Source organism: Actinomadura sp. NEAU-AAG7 (assembly GCF_018603865.1).
Lineage (GTDB): Bacteria > Actinomycetota > Actinomycetes > Streptosporangiales > Streptosporangiaceae > Spirillospora > Spirillospora litoris.
The window spans coordinates 289,561-305,737 of the sequence record NZ_JAHFZY010000002.1; the positions used below are offsets into that span (position 1 = coordinate 289,561).

General features: G+C 73.8%; 18 protein-coding genes. 5 read left to right on the forward strand and 13 right to left on the reverse strand.

Annotated elements, in window-relative coordinates; genetic code table 11:
• Positions 1 to 13: 13 nt before the first annotated feature.
• Positions 14 to 1,156: an acyl-CoA dehydrogenase family protein gene (locus tag KLI87_RS10725; RefSeq protein WP_214616836.1), complete on the reverse strand. Its 1,143-nt coding sequence runs from the start codon at positions 1,154 to 1,156 to the stop codon at positions 14 to 16.
• A 78-nt stretch (positions 1,157 to 1,234) separates the two neighbouring features.
• On the opposite strand from KLI87_RS10725, the gene KLI87_RS10730 reads away from it, so the two are divergent.
• The gene (locus KLI87_RS10730; protein WP_214616837.1) at positions 1,235 to 1,939 is read left to right on the forward strand and encodes a MerR family transcriptional regulator; all 705 of its coding nucleotides are present in this window, start codon (positions 1,235 to 1,237) and stop codon (positions 1,937 to 1,939) included.
• 1 nt (position 1,940) lies between these two features.
• Here KLI87_RS10730 and KLI87_RS10735 read toward each other — a convergent pair whose 3' ends face one another.
• The 7 genes from KLI87_RS10735 to fdxA all read right to left on the reverse strand — a co-directional run bounded on the left by KLI87_RS10735 (position 1,941) and on the right by fdxA (position 7,265).
• Positions 1,941 to 3,512 (reverse strand): polyamine aminopropyltransferase, encoded by a 1,572-nt coding sequence (locus KLI87_RS10735; RefSeq protein ID WP_214617403.1) that lies wholly within the window; start codon positions 3,510 to 3,512, stop codon positions 1,941 to 1,943.
• Positions 3,509 to 3,934, reverse strand: coding sequence for a DUF350 domain-containing protein (locus tag KLI87_RS10740; RefSeq protein ID WP_156218966.1), 426 nt, complete (start codon positions 3,932 to 3,934; stop codon positions 3,509 to 3,511). The genes KLI87_RS10735 and KLI87_RS10740 overlap by 4 nt, the downstream gene beginning before the upstream one ends.
• A gap of 28 nt (positions 3,935 to 3,962) precedes the next feature.
• Entirely contained in the window at positions 3,963 to 4,409 is a 447-nt protein-coding gene (locus KLI87_RS10745) for a DUF4247 domain-containing protein (protein ID WP_308165952.1), read from the reverse strand.
• Positions 4,406 to 4,924: a DUF2617 family protein gene (locus tag KLI87_RS10750; RefSeq protein ID WP_156218967.1), complete on the reverse strand. Its 519-nt coding sequence runs from the start codon at positions 4,922 to 4,924 to the stop codon at positions 4,406 to 4,408. The genes KLI87_RS10745 and KLI87_RS10750 overlap by 4 nt, the downstream gene beginning before the upstream one ends.
• Positions 4,924 to 5,520 carry a DUF4178 domain-containing protein gene (locus KLI87_RS10755; RefSeq protein WP_308166008.1) on the reverse strand — a complete coding sequence of 199 codons (597 nt, stop codon included), beginning with the start codon at positions 5,518 to 5,520 and terminating at the stop codon, positions 4,924 to 4,926. Before KLI87_RS10755 ends, KLI87_RS10750 begins: the two co-directional genes overlap by 1 nt.
• A gap of 188 nt (positions 5,521 to 5,708) precedes the next feature.
• Positions 5,709 to 6,794: a succinyldiaminopimelate transaminase gene (dapC, locus tag KLI87_RS10760; RefSeq protein ID WP_214616839.1), complete on the reverse strand. Its 1,086-nt coding sequence runs from the start codon at positions 6,792 to 6,794 to the stop codon at positions 5,709 to 5,711.
• A 144-nt stretch (positions 6,795 to 6,938) separates the two neighbouring features.
• Positions 6,939 to 7,265: a ferredoxin gene (fdxA, locus tag KLI87_RS10765; protein WP_214616840.1), complete on the reverse strand. Its 327-nt coding sequence runs from the start codon at positions 7,263 to 7,265 to the stop codon at positions 6,939 to 6,941.
• 113 nt (positions 7,266 to 7,378) lie between these two features.
• Here fdxA and KLI87_RS10770 point away from each other — a divergent pair, with 113 nt between their 5' ends.
• Positions 7,379 to 7,642, forward strand: coding sequence for a hypothetical protein (locus KLI87_RS10770; RefSeq protein ID WP_214616841.1), 264 nt, complete (start codon positions 7,379 to 7,381; stop codon positions 7,640 to 7,642).
• Positions 7,643 to 7,871: 229 nt separating this feature from the next.
• Here KLI87_RS10770 and KLI87_RS10775 read toward each other — a convergent pair whose 3' ends face one another.
• The gene (locus KLI87_RS10775; RefSeq protein WP_308165953.1) at positions 7,872 to 8,867 is read right to left on the reverse strand and encodes a polysaccharide deacetylase family protein; all 996 of its coding nucleotides are present in this window, start codon (positions 8,865 to 8,867) and stop codon (positions 7,872 to 7,874) included.
• Positions 8,868 to 9,135: 268 nt separating this feature from the next.
• A complete protein-coding gene (locus tag KLI87_RS10780) occupies positions 9,136 to 9,477 on the reverse strand; it encodes a hypothetical protein (RefSeq protein WP_214616842.1) in 342 nt (113 codons plus the stop codon).
• 46 nt (positions 9,478 to 9,523) lie between these two features.
• Between KLI87_RS10780 and KLI87_RS10785 the strand changes: the two genes are divergently transcribed.
• Positions 9,524 to 10,375 carry a class I SAM-dependent methyltransferase gene (locus tag KLI87_RS10785; protein ID WP_308165954.1) on the forward strand — a complete coding sequence of 284 codons (852 nt, stop codon included), beginning with the start codon at positions 9,524 to 9,526 and terminating at the stop codon, positions 10,373 to 10,375.
• A 15-nt stretch (positions 10,376 to 10,390) separates the two neighbouring features.
• On the forward strand, positions 10,391 to 11,047 hold the full coding sequence (locus tag KLI87_RS10790; RefSeq protein WP_214616844.1) for a hypothetical protein: 657 nt from the start codon (positions 10,391 to 10,393) through the stop codon (positions 11,045 to 11,047).
• 25 nt (positions 11,048 to 11,072) lie between these two features.
• Here the strand turns inward: KLI87_RS10790 and KLI87_RS10795 are convergent, their stop codons facing one another.
• On the reverse strand, positions 11,073 to 13,022 hold the full coding sequence (locus KLI87_RS10795; protein ID WP_214616845.1) for a TNT domain-containing protein: 1,950 nt from the start codon (positions 13,020 to 13,022) through the stop codon (positions 11,073 to 11,075).
• Positions 13,023 to 13,126: 104 nt separating this feature from the next.
• On the opposite strand from KLI87_RS10795, the gene KLI87_RS41480 reads away from it, so the two are divergent.
• The gene (locus KLI87_RS41480) at positions 13,127 to 14,302 is read left to right on the forward strand and encodes a S9 family peptidase (RefSeq protein WP_214616846.1); all 1,176 of its coding nucleotides are present in this window, start codon (positions 13,127 to 13,129) and stop codon (positions 14,300 to 14,302) included.
• On the opposite strand, the gene KLI87_RS10805 is transcribed toward KLI87_RS41480, so the two are convergent.
• Complete coding sequence (locus KLI87_RS10805; RefSeq protein WP_214616847.1) at positions 14,299 to 15,177, reverse strand: LLM class flavin-dependent oxidoreductase; 879 nt, start codon at positions 15,175 to 15,177, stop codon at positions 14,299 to 14,301. The two genes, KLI87_RS41480 and KLI87_RS10805, sit on opposite strands and share 4 nt — an antisense overlap.
• Entirely contained in the window at positions 15,174 to 16,121 is a 948-nt protein-coding gene (locus KLI87_RS10810) for a zinc-binding dehydrogenase (RefSeq protein ID WP_214616848.1), read from the reverse strand. Before KLI87_RS10810 ends, KLI87_RS10805 begins: the two co-directional genes overlap by 4 nt.
• Positions 16,122 to 16,177 lie beyond the last annotated feature (56 nt).

Below are 16,177 nucleotides of genomic sequence, written 5' to 3' on the forward strand. Positions count from 1 at the left end.
GGGACCCAAGCCGTCAGAGGCCCAGGCCGCGGCCGATGATCTCTTTCATGATCTCCGTGGTGCCGCCGTAGATGGTCTGGACGCGCACGTCCTGGTACGCCTTGGCCACGGGATACTCGGTCATGTAGCCGTAGCCCCCGTGGAGTTGCAGGCAGCGGTCGACGACCGTCTTGCAGAGTTCGGTGTTCCAGTACTTGAGCATGGCGGCCTCGTCGGCTTCGAGTTCGCCCTTGCCTTCTTTGGCTATGCACTGGTCGGTGAAGGCTCGGGTGACGGCGAGTTCGGTCTTCATCTCGGCGAGGGTGAAGCGGTTGTGCTGGAACCTGCCGATCGGACGGCCGAACGCCTCGCGGGTCCTGCTGTAGTCGAGGGTCTGCTCGAAGATCTCCTCTGCGGCGGCCTGCGCGCTCACGCCGATGGCCAGGCGTTCGCGGACGAGGTTCTGCATCAGGTAGACGAAGCCCTTGCCCTCTTCGCCTAGGAGATTACGGCTGGGTACGCGGACGTTGTCGAAGAACAGTTCGGCCGTGTCCTGGGCGTGGAGGCCGATCTTGTCGAGGTTGCGGCCGCGCTGGAAGCCGTCCATGCCGCGTTCCACCACGAGGAGGCTCACGCCTTTCGCGCCGGCGGACGGGTCGGTCTTCGCCGCGACGATCACCAGGTCGGCCAGGACGCCGTTGGAGATGAACGTCTTGGAGCCGTGCAGGACGTAGTCGTCGCCGTCCCTGGTCGCGGTCGTCCTGATGCCCTGGAGGTCGGATCCGGCGGCGGGCTCGGTCATCGCGATGCCGGTGATGATCTCGCCGGAGCAGTAGCCGGGCAGCCAGCGCGCCCGCTGCTCGGGGGTGCAGAGGCGGCGCAGGTAGCCGCCGTTGACGTCGTTGTGGACGGAGAACCCCGGCCCGTGCGCCCCGGCCCGCGCCAGTTCCTCGTTGAGGACCACGTAGAAGCGGTAGTCGGTGTTGCCGCCGCCCCCGTGCTCCTCGGGCATCTCGATGCCGAGGAGGCCCTGGCGGCCGGCGGCGAGCCACACGTCGCGGGAGACGATGCCCTCCTTCTCCCATTGGGCGTGGTGCGGCGTCACCTCCTTGGCGAGGAAGGCGCGGACCATCGCGCGGAACGCCTCGTGCTCCTCGGTGAAGATCTCCCGTGCCATCCGGTCGGCTCCCTCGGTAAGCGCGTCCTGATACGAGTTTAATGTAACACTGGCACTGTCATATGCAGGGGAGGCGGGATGGAGCTGACCGTCGACGAGCTGGCCACGCGCGCCGGGGTCACCGTCCGCACCGTGCGCTTCTACGCGGGGCGCGGCCTGCTGCCCCCGCCCAGGCTGCGCGGACGGACGGGCCTGTACGGCGCCGACCATCTCGCGCGGCTGGAGCTGGTCCGGGAGCTCCAGTCGCTCGGGCTGACGCTCGCGGCGATCGAGCGCCATCTGGAGAAGATCCCGCCGGACGCGTCGCCCGAGGATCTGGCGTTGCAGCGGGCGCTGCTGTCGCCGTGGGCGCCGGAGCGGCCCGAGGAGCTCGACCGGCACGAGCTGGACCGGCGGGCCGGGCGGCATCTCGGTGAGGAGACGCTCGTCCGGTTGGAGGCGCTCGGCGTTGCGGAGCGGCTTCCGGGTGGGGCGAAGGTGCGGGTGATCAGTCCCGCGTTGCTCGGTGTGGGGGTTGAGATGGCCGCTCTGCCGCTCCCCCTGGACACGCTCGTCGCCTCTCATGAGGCTGTGGAGCGGCACACGACGGCCTTGGCCGCGGAGTTGCAGGAAGTGTTCCAGGAGACCGTCGTCCGGCCCTACAGGGAGAGCGGGCGCGCTCCTGGGGAACGCGAACGGCTGATGGAACTGGCCGGGCGGCTCAAACCGCTGCTGATCCAGTCGCTGGTGACCTCGTTCCAGCGGTCGGTGGACAAGGCGATCCGCCGTTCCGCCGACCGGTGACTCAGGAGTTCTTCCACTCCTGCGACTCGTATTCGACCAGGCGCGGGTGGACGAGCGTGTTGACGTCCACGTCGCGGGCGCGGCGGTCCTTGGGGAAGACGGTCGCGGCGCGCAGGACGTCGGCGTCGAGGAAGCGCAGGTCGGGGACGTCCGGCGGCAGGGCGAGCGTCGGCGCCCGCGGGGTCGGCGACGCGAGGACGAAGCCCCAGTCCCCGAAGCTCGGCACGTCCACGTGATAGGGGGCCGTCGCCAGGCCCGCGGCGGCGATCGATTTCTGGATGCTCCAGAACGACTTGGGCGCGAAGTACGGGGAGCCCGATTGGACGACGATGCGGCCGCCCGGCGCCAGCGCCCTTCTCACCAGGCCGTAGAACTCGACCGAGTACAGCTTCGCGGTGGAGACGTCGTCGGGGTCGGGCATGTCCACGACGACCGCGTCGAACCGCTCACCCAGGCGGCGCAGCCAGGAGAAGGCGTCCGCGTTGACGATGCGGGCGCGCGGGTCGTCCAGCGAATGGCGGTTGAGGGACGAGATCGGCCCGTAGGTGCGCGCGAGGCGGATCATCTCCGGGTCCAGCTCGACCAGCGTCGCGGTGCGGACGTCCCGGTAGCGGAGCACCTCGCGCAGCGCGAGGCCGTCGCCGCCGCCGAGGATGAGCACGCGCCCGCGCGGCCCCGACATCAGCGGGTGGACGAGCGACTCGTGGTACCGGTACTCGTCCACCGAGGAGAACTGGAGGTCGCCGTTCAGGAAGAGGCGCGTGTCGGACGGACCGGTCAGCTTCCGGGTGATGACGATCTCCTGGTACGGAGTGCGTTCGGAAAGCGCGATCGGGTCGGAGTAGAGCGCCTGGCGGGCCGACACCTCGAAACCGTCCGCCAGCGCATACGTTCCGGACAGGGCGGCCAGGACCGCGGCCATTCCGCCCCACAGGGCGGTGCGGGCGACGCGTCCGAGCTGGGCGCGGAACAGCCACAGCACGACGGCGATCCCGGCGACCGCGTTCACGACGCCGACCAGCAGCGCGCCCTTGATGTGCCCGAACGTCGGCAGGAGGAGGAACGGGAACGCGAGCCCGCCGACGAGCGCGCCCACGTAGTCGGCGGCGAACAGGTCGGCGACCGCGCTGCCCGCGTCCTGCCGCCGGATCCGCTGGAGCAGCGTCATCAGCAGCGGGATCTCCGCGCCGATCAGCGCGCCGACCGCGAACGCGACCACGACCAGGGCGGGGACGTACAGGTCGAGCCACGCGAACGCCGCGTACAGCGCCAGCACCGACAGGCCGCCGACCAGCGCGAGCGCGCCCTCGATGATCGCGAACGCCGCCACCGGGCGGGTCTGGAGCGGCTTGGCCAGCAGCGACCCGACGCCCATCGCGAACACCATCACCGACAGGACGATCGACGCCTGCGTCACCGAGTTGCCGACCAGGTAGCTGCCGAGCGCGACCAGCGCCAGCTCGTACACCAGGCCGCAGGCCGCGCAGGTGAACACGGCGGCCAGCACGAGCGCCCGCGCCGCCCGCGCGGGCACGCTCAGCCCCGCCTCGCCCGCCGCGTCGGAGGCGGTCAGGAGACCGCCCCGGCGACGATCGCGGCGACGGCGAGGTCGGCGGCGGCGACCACCCAGCCCGCCGGGTGCACGGCCGCGCCGTCCACGAGCGTCGCGCCCAGCCTGCCGGGGGTGATGAGGTCGAGGAGGTAGAACGCGACGATCATGAGCACGATGCCGAGCAGCCCGTACACGGCGGTGTCGACCAGGCCCTCGGACAGGTCGGAGTCGCTGGTCACGATCGCCGTCGTCACGATCGCGCCGGTGCCGAGCAGCTTGACCGAGAGCAGCAGCGCGGCGCCGCGGTTGCCCTCGGTCCAGATCTGGTGGCCGAGCCGCCCCGGCGTGGTCACCTCGACGACGAGGTAGCCGAGCGCCATCAGCGCGATGCCGAGCGCGCCGTAGGCGAGCGTGGCGCCGCCCTCGTGCAGGACGTCGTTCATTCGGTGCTCCTCACTTGCCCGACGCTGCTCATTTGCCGGACCCCGGGCCGCCGCCGCGGAAGGACCCGACGCCCCTGCTGTTCCAGCCGTTCGTCCCGGGGCTCGCCCAGTACCCGCCGACGTGGGAGTGGTAGCGGCCGTATCCGCTGGACGGGGTGTCGACGGTGATGCGGCTGCCGGTCCCGTCGGGCAGGACGCCCACCACGAGCTTCGGGTAGCGCATGAAGATCCCGCCCTGCGGGCCCAGCCTCGCGAGGTCGTCCACCCGGTCGATCGCCTTGTGCTTCTTGTTGATCTCCGCGGCGACGGCCGGCGGCGGCTTCGGCGACCGGTAGGTGCCGACCCCCGTCCGCGAGTACTTCTTGGCGATCCACTTCTGCGGGGAGCCGCCGCCGTGGCGGAGCGTGGCCACCAGCACGATCGCGGCGACCACGGCGGCGGAGATCCCGCCGATCACCCAGTACTTCCGGTTCACCGCTGCCTCACCAGCCGGCTCCGCGTCATCACGATCTCCCGCGTCTGGGGGTAGGCGTGCCAGGTCCGCCAGCCGATGCCCGCGCCGGCACCGTCGCCGGCACCGCCGGCGTCGTCGAGCGCCAGGGCGGTGACGGCGTGCCGGGAGCCGGGGAAGGCCCCGGTCAGCGCGTCGTCGCGGCCCAGCAGCCGGGCGCACACCGCCTCGACGGCGCGGCCGAACTCCGGCTCGCCTCCGTGGGCGGACGTCGTGGCGGTGAACTCATAGCCCCAGCCGGGGACCGTCGTGGCGGCGCGTCCGGGCAGCGGCTCGGCGCCGCCGGGCAGGCACGCGACGGTCTCGCTCAGCGGCCCGGCGATGACCTGGTGGGACGCGCCGAGCAGGCGCAGGTGCACGGTCAGGCCCGCGCGCTCCACCGGCAGGACGGCGAGGGCGTCCAGCGGCGGCAGGCCGAGCGCGAACGACAGCGCGTCGGCGCGCGCGTCGGCGAAGGGGGTGTCGAGCGCGGCGAGCATCAGCCGCCGCCCGGGTAGATCGTGAGGGCGCCGGTCGGGACGCGGTCGCCGAGGCCCGCCTCCCACTGCCCGGCGCCGTACTGCTCGAACGACAGGTAGCTGCCGCGCGGGCCCTCGTAGTCGACGTACTCGACGCGGCCCTGGACGCCGACGCCGGTCGTCCCCTCGCTGGTGTAGTCGGCGGTGCCGTGCTCGTCACGGCGGTACTCGACGCCGTCGACGACGAGCGTCCGCTCGCCCGGGGACAGGCCCGCCGGGTCGTGCTCGGTCCACCAGACGACTTCGAGGTCGGGGTCCTCCTCGACGGAGATCCACACCTTGCCGCCCTCGCGGGTGTCGGCGTCCAGCAGGTGCTCGCTCCAGGTGAAGCCGCCCTCGCGCAGCCGCAGCGAGCCGCGCACGAAGTAGCGGGTGCCGAGGTACTCGACCATGTCGCCGGCCTTCAGCGTGCGCGGGTCGCCGCCGACCTGGTCCTCGGCGGCGAACGGGTCGCGCGGCGCGGGCGCGGGCGGCGGCGCCGGCGCGCGGCGGCGCAGCAACAGCACCACGATGAGCGCGACCAGGGCGGCCAGGATCAGCGCCAGCAGAATCACGATCGCGGTTCCACCCACGGGCACCTCCGGCTTTCGCCTCAGATCGCATCAGATCGCATTGCCTGTTTCACGGCACGGACCTGCGGGATCATACCGATAGTCACCCGTCAAGCCCATACCGCTCTCAGACGTCACGAACGCACCATCCGTTCCGTCCGGGATAGCCCGAAATGTCGTGAGTCGAGACCGGGTCAGAGGCGCTCGACGGCGGCGGCGACGCGCTCGTCGGTGGCGGTGAAGGCGATCCGGACGTGCCGGGCGCCCGCCGGGCCGTAGAACTCGCCCGGGGCGGCGAGGACGCCGAGGGAGGCCAGGTGGGCGACGGTGTCCCAGCACGGCTCGTCCCGGGTCGTCCACAGGTACAGGGACGCCTCGGAGTGGTCGACGCGGAACCCGTGGCCCTCGAACGCGGCGCGCAGCGCGGCGCGGCGGCGCGCGTACCGGGCCCGCTGCTCGTCCACGTGCGCGTCGTCGTCGAAGGCGACCGCCATCGCCGCCTGCACCGGCGCCGGGACGATCATCCCCGCGTGCTTGCGGACCTCCAGCAGCCGCTTGACCAGCGCCGGGTCGCCGGTGAGGAACCCGGCGCGGTAGCCCGCCATGTTGGACCGCTTGGACAGCGAGTTGATCGCCAGCAGGCCCTCGTGGGAGCCCTCGCACACGTCCGGATGCAGGACGGAGACGGGCGGGTTCGCCTCGTCCCAGCCGAACTCCAGGTAGCACTCGTCGCTGACGACGACGGCGCCGCGGCCGCGCGCCCATGCCACGACCTTGCGCAAGTGCTCGGCGGGCAGCACCTTCCCGGTCGGGTTGGACGGCGAGTTCACCCAGACGATCTTGGGGTTGACCGGGCCGAGCGACAGCAGGCCGTCGGTGCGGACCGGCCGCGCCCCGGCGAGCCGGGCGCCCACGTCATAGGTCGGGTAGGCCAGCTCGGGGAACACGACGTGGTCGTCCGGGCCCGCGCCGAGCAGGGTCGGCAGCCACGCCACGAGCTCCTTGGTGCCGATCACGGGGAGGATCGCGGCCGGGTCGGCGCCGGACACGCCCGCGCGGCGGCGCAGCCAGCCCGCCGCCGCCTCGCGCAGCCGGGGCGTCCCGTAGGTGGCCGGGTAGCCGGGCGCGTCGGCGGCCGCGCGCAGGGCCGCGCGGACCGGCTCGGGCGTCGGGTCGACGGGCGTCCCCACCGAGAGGTCGACGATGCCGCCGGGGTGTTCGGTGGCCTGCCGCTTGTAGGGCTCCAGCCGATCCCACGGGAAGTCCGGCAGCGTGAACACGAATCCACTCTCCTCAGGGAAACCGCGGGCCGTGGCGCCACCCTCGTGGACGGCCACGGCCCGACCCTTACACGACCGGCTTACGACACCGGCACAGAACGCTCCCGGGACCGTGACGCTTCATGGTCCCGCGTGCGCGACCCGTCAGTCGTCCTGGCTCTGCGGAGGCAGCGCCGCGACGATCGGGTGGTCCTTGTCGATCTTGCCTATCTTGGACGCGCCGCCCGGCGAGCCGAGGTCGTCGAAGAACTCCACGTTCGCCTTGTAGAAGTCCTTCCACTGCTCAGGAGTGTCGTCCTCGTAGTAGATCGCCTCCACAGGGCAAACCGGCTCGCACGCACCACAGTCGACGCACTCGTCCGGGTGGATGTAGAGCATGCGCTTGCCCTCGTAGATGCAGTCGACCGGGCACTCCTCGATGCATGCCTTGTCGAGCAGGTCCACGCAGGGCTGCGCAATGACGTAGGTCACGTCAGTGACTCCTCTCGGGTTACCGGCCCCGCCGCACGTCACGGCTCACCGCAAGCTCGCTGTGAATAGTATGGCCACCGAAGCGCAGTCGATTCGACACGGGGGTCCCTCACATGCCGGGCCGCTTCGCCGCGCGGCTGGTGGTTTCCATCAGTGGCGCGGACGTGGGTCAGCGGGTCTCGCTGCGCCGCCGCCTGCCAACGGGAGAGTACAGCGACGTGGTGGGCGTCCTCGAATCGTGGGCGGACGGCCTGCTCACCGTGCGCCGCCGCACCGGGGAACTGGTCGAGGTGCCCGAGGCGACCGTGGTCGCGGGCAAGGTCGTCCCGCCCCAGCCGCCGCCCCGGCGCAGGCCGCGCCGCGACGAACCGTCCTGACGCGGGCCGCCGCACGCGAGGTCGCCACGGCCGGTCGCCACGGCGCCGTCCGGCGGCGGAAGACTGTCCTGCGGGCGCTGCCCGACTCCCTTGCCGACGTGCTGACCCGGCGATGAAAGCCGTTTTGACCTGCGGTGCGGGCGCCCCCGCCGACGGGCCGTCACGGCGGTGAGAAGTCGTTCTGACGTGCGATGCCGGGCCGCTCGGTGGAGCGGCCCGGCGGTGTCGGCTACCTGCCCGGAGGCGTGGGTGTGCCCGGCGGTACGCCCGGCACGCCGGGGACCCCGGGGGTGCCCGGGACGCCCGGCACGGTCGGCGTGCCCGGCACGGTCGGGGTGCCGGGCAGCGGCACGCCCGGCGTGGGGCTCACAGGCCCTGGCGTGGGCGTTCCCGGCGTGGCCGGGGCCGTCGGCGTCCCCGAGGGCGGAGCGCTCGGCGTGGGCGCCTTCACGGGCTTCGGCGGGGCCAGGTCGGTGTAGGTCTTGCCGGGCTTGAGCGTCTGGCCCCTGAACAGCTCCGACACCGTCACGAACGTGAACCCGCGCCGCTTCAGCCCCTCCAGCACCTTGGGGATGGAGTCGACGCTCGGCTTGTGGATGTCGTGGTAGAGGACGATCCCGCCCGCCTTGGGCTCGTTGATGCCGACCCGGGTGTCGCGGGCGACGCTGCGGTAGCGCCAGTCCTCCGTGTCGACGCTCCAGAGGATCTCCGGGAGCGCGGCGGCGCGTCCGACCTGGGCGTTCGTCGCGCCGTAGGGCGGGCGCAGCAGCGTGGGCCGCACGCCGCCGGACGCCTTGGCGATCGCGTCCTGCGTCCGCTGGACCTGCGAGCGCACCCCCGCCGCCGACAGCCCCGTGAGGCTCGGGTGGGACCAGCTGTGGTTCGCGAGCTCGTGTCCCTCCAGCGCCATGCGCCGCACGGTGCCCTCGTGACTGCGCACGTTCTCGCCAAGCATGAAAAAGGTGGCGCGGGCGCCCGCCGCGTGCAGGGTGTTCAGCAGGCGGTCGGTGTAGGGGCCGGGGCCGTCGTCGAACGTGAGCGCGACGCACTTCAGCTTGACGCAGTCGATGGTGCGCGGAGGCGGCGGCTTCGGCGGCTCGGGCTTGCGCGTCGGCGGCGCCGCCGCGGCGGTGCGGCCGACCGTCCCGCCGTGCTTGTCGCCCGCGGTCCGCGCCTTCTTCTCCGGCGTCTGGCCGCAACCCGCGGCGAGCATCAGCCCGGCCACGGTGAGTGCACCGTATTTAATGATCCGCACCACGCACCCCCGAACGCGTTGCCTCGGGCGGTTTTCCTACCCTCCGCCACAGTGGTAACACACGTCACCAAGGTCTGGGAAACGCCATGATCGTTTCCCTGCACGGCGGCGCCGGGGCGGTTCCTTCATAATGCCCTCTCGCGGCCACTGGTTGATCACCGATCCCCGTTTTCGGGGCCCGCGGATCCCTCCGACCGGGGGCGGTTCAGGCGCGGGTCAGCACTGGTTCAGCAACAGTTCAGACACGTGCCTCGGGGAAAAGGCGCAGGACGACGTCGCGGTACCACCCCTGGCGGTCGCGGCCGGGCGGCGGGCCGGGGACCAACGTGCCGTCCGGGGCGGAAGTGAGGTAGATCACGACATCTGCGCCGATGGCCAGTTCGGACGGGGCGTCCCCGGCGGCGGCGAGGCGCTCCGCGCCGGCGGCCAGCACGCGCGCCCAGCCCTGGCCGAGATACGGCGGCAGGCCGTCGACGCGCAGTTCGGGCAGGCCGCCGGCCGACAGCCCGGCGGTGCGCAGCGTCAGCCCGTCCGGGCCCCGCGCGCCCATGATCTGGACCTCGCCCGTGCCGCCCGGCATCGGCAACGCCGCCTCCAATCCCGACTTTGTCCGATAAATTATGACAGTGAATTGGGCCGTGACGACGTACGACTCCGCCTTCGGGTACGTCTCCGCGCACGGCGCGCCCCTGGTCGACCTGCTCGACCCGCAGCCCGGCGAACGGGTCATCGACCTCGGGTGCGGCACCGGGACGTTCAGCGCGGAGATCGCCGAGCGGGGCGCCGAGGTGCTCGGCATCGACGGCAACCCCGACATGGTCGCGCAGGCGACCGCGCTGCACCCGGGGCTGTCGTTCATCCTGGGCGACGCGCACGACTTCACCACCAGCGAGTCGTTCGACGCGGTCGCCTCCAACGCCGCGCTGCACTGGATGACCCGCGACCCCGACCAGGTGATCGGCCAGGTGCACGCGGCGCTGCGTCCCGGCGGACGGTTCGTCGGGGAGCTCGGCGGCGCCGGGAACTGCGCCGAGCTGATCGCCGCGATGCAGACGGCCTGGCGCGTGTTCGGGCTCGGCGAGCCCGAGCTGCCCTGGTACTTCCCGAGCCCCGCCGAGTACGCGACGAAGCTTGAGGAGGGCGGGTTCACGCTCCGGCTGCTGGAGCACGCCGACCGCCCCACCCGCATGACCGAGGGCCCCGGCGGCGCCGCCGACTGGGTGCGCGCCTACGCGGGCCGCGCGCTCGCCGACGTCCCGCCCGAGCTGGTCGAGCCGCTGCTGGAGCGCGTCAACGACCTGGCAGCGCCCGCGCTGCGCCGCGAGTCGGGGTGGGTCGCCGACTACGTGCGGCTGCGGTTCGCCGCCGTCCGCAAGCCGGACGGCGGCGCGTCGCTGCTCACCGGTCCCACGCCGACGCCCGCTTCCGCGCCCGCTTCCGCGCCCACAGGGCCGCCGCCGCCGGGTGCGCCGCTCTGACCTAGGGTGGGGCCCATGCTGCGGCTGCACGACCGTCGGACGGGGCGCCCCGAGGGGCTGCCTGGCGGACGCGTCCTGCGCCTCCACGTGCTGGACGGCGCCGGGCTCCGCACGCTGGTGGTCGCCGACCTGCTGAGGCGGGTCGCGAGCCGGGCGGGGCGGCACGTCCTGGCCACGGGCGCAGCCGGGGGCGACTGGACGGCCTACAACGTCCAGCCGCTCGAACCGGGCGGCGGGGCGGACGCCGACGTCCGCGTCTCCGGCGACGGCTCCGTGGTCGACGGGTTCTGCGTCTCCGCGCCCGCGGAGACCGGCGACTGGCGCTCGGTCGGGGGCCTCGACCCGCTCGCCGTACGGCTCGCGCTGCTCGACGCCCCCTACGGGGAGCCGCTGGAGCTGTCCGCCGCGCGGGCCCGCGCGGCCGGTGCCCGGCTGGACGGGTGGCGGGACGCGGTCGCCGGATGGGCGCGCGGCGCGGGCCGTCCCCTGGACCGCGCGTACGCGGCGAAGGCCGAGGCGGCGCTGGCGGCCGACCTGGACGCACCGTCCGCGCTCGCGGTGCTGGACGAGCTGTCCGGCGCGGACATCGCCCCGGGCGCGAAGCTGGAAACGGTCGTCCACCTCGACCTGCTCCTGGGGCTCGACCTGGTCTCCGCCATCGGACGCGCCTGAGCCCTACCCCAGCCCTGCCTCAGCCCTACCGCGTGTCGCCGACCTCGGTGAGGGTGCCGTCGGCGAGCAGTTCGGAGATCCGGCGCCGGAACACATACGCCGTGCCGCCGCCGGGCTGGTCGAACCACGGGACCGCCGTCCCCGTCAGCGCGCCCACCGGCCTCTGGAGCCGGTAGGCGTGATAGGGGCGGTCCCTCCAGTCGGGCGGCAGCGACCTCTGCTCGAAGGGCGTGTGCGCGGCGTAGACGACGTTGCCGCCGGGGGCGCCGTAGCGGTCCACCGTCGTGCCCCGCGCGAGCTCCATCATGTGGCGGTCGCGCAGGAGGCTGAGCGGGGGCTCGCCCTCCACCGGCTCGATCGGACCGCCCTTCGCGGGCGCTTGCAGGAGGACGCTGCCGAGAAGGTGGGCGGCGGCCTGTTCGTGGTCGTCGAACGTGACGGCCCGGCGGGGTTCGCCGTCGCGCGTCTGGAACACCGTCCACCGCGCGCCCTCCGGCAGAAGCGACCAAGCACCTTCGGCGGTTCCGCCGATCCGGTATGCGGACGGGTCGGCGTCCAGGTCGTCCAGGCGGCTGCGGAGCGCGGCGAACCGGTCGGGTTCGCGAGGCGCCGGGGGCCGCTCGACGCGGGTCAGGTCGGGATCGCGGGTGGGGGGCTCCCGGCGGACGCGGTCGGGCGCGTCCCGTCCGGTGACGGCGGCGGTCGCGGCGTCCATCAGGTCGTCGCCGACCTCGGGGACCTCGAAGCCCCGGGCGCGCATGTGCGCGACGAGGTCGGCCTCCGGCGGCACCCCGTGCTCGCGCAGGTAGTAGCCGACCGCGCCCGACCACACCCACGTCCCGTCGGTGTGGAAGGTCAGCGGGACGGCCGCGCCGCGCGCCGGGTCGAGCCGGTCGGGGGCGTGCGAGCGCGCCGCCATCACCACGGGCGCCCGCCGCAGGTAGTCGGCCACGCGCTCGGCCTCCTCCGGCGGGACGGGCGGGCGCGACACGGCCGGGCGGGAGCCGTCGGGGCCCGCGTGGTCGAAGACGCGGGCCCGGCGCAGGCCGCCGTCCGGGGCGGGCGGAGCCGCCGGGGCCGGCGGCGGCGCCGAGGCCAGCCGCTCCGTCATCCATCCGGGGACGCGGTCGCGCGGGAACCGCTCCAGCTCGCGCCGGACGTCCTCGGCGGACGGCTCGCGGTTCCACTTCGGCTCGTCGTCGTGGGTGAAGCCCGCCCGGCAGCGGACGCCGCCGTTGTCGTAGACGACCTCGAAGTCCGTGCGGCACCAGGTGGAGCCCTGGAAGCCGTGCGTCCCGGCGCGGAGGCGGTCCAGGAGGGCGGCGGCCCCGGCGGGCGGCGTCCACACCGTCATCGTCCCGTCGGCCCGGTAGAGCATCATCGGCGGGAACTCCACGTGCCCGCCCACGGCCTGGTAGTACCCGAAGATCTTCAGCCACAGCGGCGGGGCGTGCCCGGCGACCAGGACGGCGAGGTCGTTCGACAGCAGCTCCATCTGCTCGATGGGGTCCATCGCGCCCACGGCCTCGTGGGTCGGCGGCGGCGCGGGCTCGCGGCCCTCCAGCCGGTCGCGCAGCCACCCGGGCTGGTTGGCGCCGTCGCGCGGCAGCACGATCTGGTCGCGCCGCCACGCCTCCACCGGGGCGGGCGGGTCCCAGCCCGGGTCGAAGTCGTAGTTGTAGAGGGGGCGCGCGGAGCCCGGCTCCACGAAGAACGACATCGAGAACCACGTGCCCTGCTCGGACAGGTAGTGGACGCGGCGCAACTCCATGAGCAGGTCGGTCACCGTGTCGGGGACCCGCTCGCACTCCTCGACCGTCCCGTCGGCGGTGAGGACGGTGAGCGCGGTGTCGGCCGCCGCCACCGTGGCCTTGCAGCGCAGGTCGGCGCGGCGCCACCCGGGCGGCAGCGCCTGCCGGACGGCCTGGACGACCCGTCCCTCGATCTCCGCGATCCGCTCGTTCGGCCCGGCCATACCTGCCCCCCTCGTGCGGCGACTGCCCGGAAGGGTACCGAGCCTCCCACGGCCCGGCGGAACGCTCCGGCCTCGCGGGGCGGGGCGTCCGCTACCGTTCCAACGTGACGACCCACGCGCCCGAGTCCCCGGCGCCCGCGACCCCCGAGCCGGCCCGCCCGGCGCGCCGGCGCCGCGTCCGGAGGCTGGTCGCCGCGCTCACCGGCCTCGTCCTCCTCGTCTGCGCGGCGCTCGGCGGCGTCGGCTGGTACTTCGCGGGCGTGGCGACGCAGGTCGACCACAGCGCGGAGTACCCCTTCAGGATCACCGACGCGGGGAACGGCACGGTGACGCTCCCCCGCGACCCCGACACCGAGCGCCCCGGCACGTGGGCGCTGGCCTGGCCGGACGGGCGGGCGCTGCTCGGCCCGGTCGTCGGGGGCGACCGGGCGACGGTCGTGCGGCGCGTGGCGTCCGTGCTGAAGGGGACGCCGGCGAAGGGCGCCCGCGCCACCATCGACCACTGGCTCTACGAGGGCGACCCGAAGACCGCGCTCGGCCTGGCCTTCGAGGACGTGGCGTATCCGACGCGGGTCGGTCGGATGCCCGCGTGGCTGCTGCCCGGCACGTCCCCCAAGGGCACGTGGGTCATCGCCGTGCACGGGCGGAACGCCGGCATGGCCGAGACGTTCCGCGCGATGAAGCCGGTGCACGCGACCGGGATGACGATGCTGTCCATCGCCTACCGCAACGACGTGGACGCGCCCCGGTCCGCCGACCACCGGAACCACATGGGCGCCACCGAATGGCGCGACGTCGCCTCGGCCGTCGCCTACGCGCGGGCGAACGGCGCCACCGGCGTCGTCCTGTACGGGTGGTCGATGGGCGGCGCGATGGCGATGAAGACCCTCCGCGCCGACCCGTCGTTCGTGCGGGGCGTCGTCCTGGACTCGCCCGTCATGGACTGGAGCGCCACCCTCGACAAGCAGGGCGACGCCCGCCATCTGCCGCGCCTTGTGACGGACGTGGCCAAACGCACCATGCGCTACCGGTTCGGCATCGACCTGGACGATCTCGACCAGACCCGGTTCGCGCCCCGGCTCAGAACGCCCGTGCTGATGTTCACGACCGCCGGCGACCGCACCGTCGCCAACCGTCCGGCGTTCGCGTTCGCGAAGGCCGCCCCGCCCGGCATGGTCACCCATGTCACCGCGCAGGGCGACCACACGGAGGCGTGGAACACCGACCCGGCCGCCTACGAGCGGGCCCTCGCGTCCTTCCTGGCGAGGGTCGGCCGCTAACCCGCCGCGGCGAGGCGCGCGGCCTCGGCGAACAGCTCCGCCTGGCGGCGCCGCGCGGACGGGAACGGCATCCCGATCACCCGGTGCGCGCCCGCCTCGGCCAACGCCGCGAGCCGCTCGGCCGCCCGCTCGGGCGGCCCGGTCAGCATGCCCTCCCGCGCCGCCTCCTCGGTCAGGCCGTAGTCGGTGAGCGACTTCACCTGCGCGTCGATCTCCGCCTCGGGCACGTCGCCGAGCCCGAAGCTCAGGCTGACGGTCACCTTCGGCGCCGGACGCCCGTACTCGGCGGCCAGCCCCGCGATGCGCCCGGCCCCCGCGGCGACCTCCTCGGGGGTGGAGAACGCCGGATACCACTCGTCGCCGAACCGGGCCGCGCGCCGCTCGGGCCCGGCGGCGACCAGCACCGGCGGCATCGGCGCGCCCGGGGTCAGCGTGATCTCCGCGCCGTCCACCGAGACGGCCCTCCCCTCGACCAGGGCGGGCAGCAGTTCCAGCGCCGCGTTGGTCCGGGCGCCGCGCTCGGCGAACGGCACGCCGACCGCGCGGAACGCCGCGTCGCCGTGGAGGGACCCGCCGCTGCCGACGCCGAGCAGCACCCGGTCTCCCGACAGGTGCTGGAGGCTCGCGATCTGCTTGGCCGCCCACACGGTCTGCCGCAGCGGCAGCACCATCACCCCGAACCCGAGCTTGAGCCGCTCGGTCACCGCGGCGGCCGTGGCGAGCACGAGCGTCGCGTCCAGGAACGGCCGGACGGGGCGGAGGTGGTCGCCCACCCACACCGACTCGTACCCGGCGTCCTCGGCGTGCCGGGCGTGCTCGGCGACCGTCGCCGACGCGTCCACCCCGAACGAGGGGAGATACAGCCCGATCCTCATCGCCCGACCTCCAGCAGCGTCTTGCCGACGCTCGCGCGCGACTCGATCGCCGCGTGCGCCTCGGACGCGCCCTCCAGCGAGAAGCGCTGCCCGATCACCGGACGCAGCCGTCCCGCCGCCGCCTCGGCGAGCGCGCTGAGCGTGAACCCGCGCATCTCCTCGGGCGACGCGACCGGACGGACGAGCGTCACGCCGCGGCCGTCCGCCGCGTCCTGCGGGATGTCGGCCCACTCGCCGCTCGCCAGCCCGAAGCTGACCATCCGGCCACCCCTTCTGACCAACGTGAACGCCTCCCGCGCCACGTCACCGCCGACACCGTCGAACACCACGTCCACCTCGCCGGCGTGCTCGCTCCACCCCGGCTCGCGGTAGTCGACGACCTCGTCGGCACCGACCCGGCGCGCCACGTCCGCCTTGGGGCCGCCGCCCACCGCCGCGACCACCGTCGCGCCCGCGGCCTTCGCCAACTGGACCAGCAGCGTCCCGACACCGCCCGCCGCCGCCTCGACCAGCACCCGCTCCCCCGGGCGCGGCGCCGCCGCCCGCAGCATCATCGTCGCCGTCCGCCCGTCGGCGAGCAGCGCGACCGCCTCGTCGAGGGCGAGGCCGTCCGGCACCTCGAACAGCGCCGCCGCGTCCACCGCCGCGCGCTCGGCGTAGCCGCCGGACCCGCCGGTCGAGCTGACGACCCGCCTCCCCACCAGCGCCGGATCGGCCCCCGCGCCGACCTCCACGACCACGCCGCCCACCCCGTTCCCCGGGATCACCGGCGGCTCCACCGTGAACGGCGCCGGACTGCCCGACCTGAACTGCGTCTCGACGAACGTGATGTTGACGAACTCCACGTCCACCAGCGCCTGCCCGTCCCCGGCCACCGGGTCGGGCGCCTCCCCCGGCACCAGGACGCCGGGCCCACCGAACTCCCTCAACCACACCGCTCGCATGACGGCCTCCCTTCGTAGGCCGCCAGCGTGCAACCTCAAGCGGGGTCGAGGTCAAT

Excerpts from the sequence above, each read along its gene's own strand:
- KLI87_RS10725 (WP_214616836.1), bottom strand. The coding sequence starts at position 1,156 with ATGGCACGGGAGATCTTCACCGAGGAGCACGAGGCGTTCCGCGCGATG.
- KLI87_RS10730 (WP_214616837.1), top strand. The coding sequence starts at position 1,235 with ATGGAGCTGACCGTCGACGAGCTGGCCACGCGCGCCGGGGTCACCGTC.
- KLI87_RS10740 (WP_156218966.1), bottom strand. The coding sequence starts at position 3,934 with ATGAACGACGTCCTGCACGAGGGCGGCGCCACGCTCGCCTACGGCGCG.
- KLI87_RS10750 (WP_156218967.1), bottom strand. The coding sequence starts at position 4,924 with ATGCTCGCCGCGCTCGACACCCCCTTCGCCGACGCGCGCGCCGACGCG.
- KLI87_RS10770 (WP_214616841.1), top strand. The coding sequence starts at position 7,379 with ATGCCGGGCCGCTTCGCCGCGCGGCTGGTGGTTTCCATCAGTGGCGCG.
- KLI87_RS10780 (WP_214616842.1), bottom strand. The coding sequence starts at position 9,477 with ATGCCGGGCGGCACGGGCGAGGTCCAGATCATGGGCGCGCGGGGCCCG.
- KLI87_RS10790 (WP_214616844.1), top strand. The coding sequence starts at position 10,391 with ATGCTGCGGCTGCACGACCGTCGGACGGGGCGCCCCGAGGGGCTGCCT.
- KLI87_RS10795 (WP_214616845.1), bottom strand. The coding sequence starts at position 13,022 with ATGGCCGGGCCGAACGAGCGGATCGCGGAGATCGAGGGACGGGTCGTC.
- KLI87_RS10805 (WP_214616847.1), bottom strand. The coding sequence starts at position 15,177 with ATGAGGATCGGGCTGTATCTCCCCTCGTTCGGGGTGGACGCGTCGGCG.
- KLI87_RS10810 (WP_214616848.1), bottom strand. The coding sequence starts at position 16,121 with ATGCGAGCGGTGTGGTTGAGGGAGTTCGGTGGGCCCGGCGTCCTGGTG.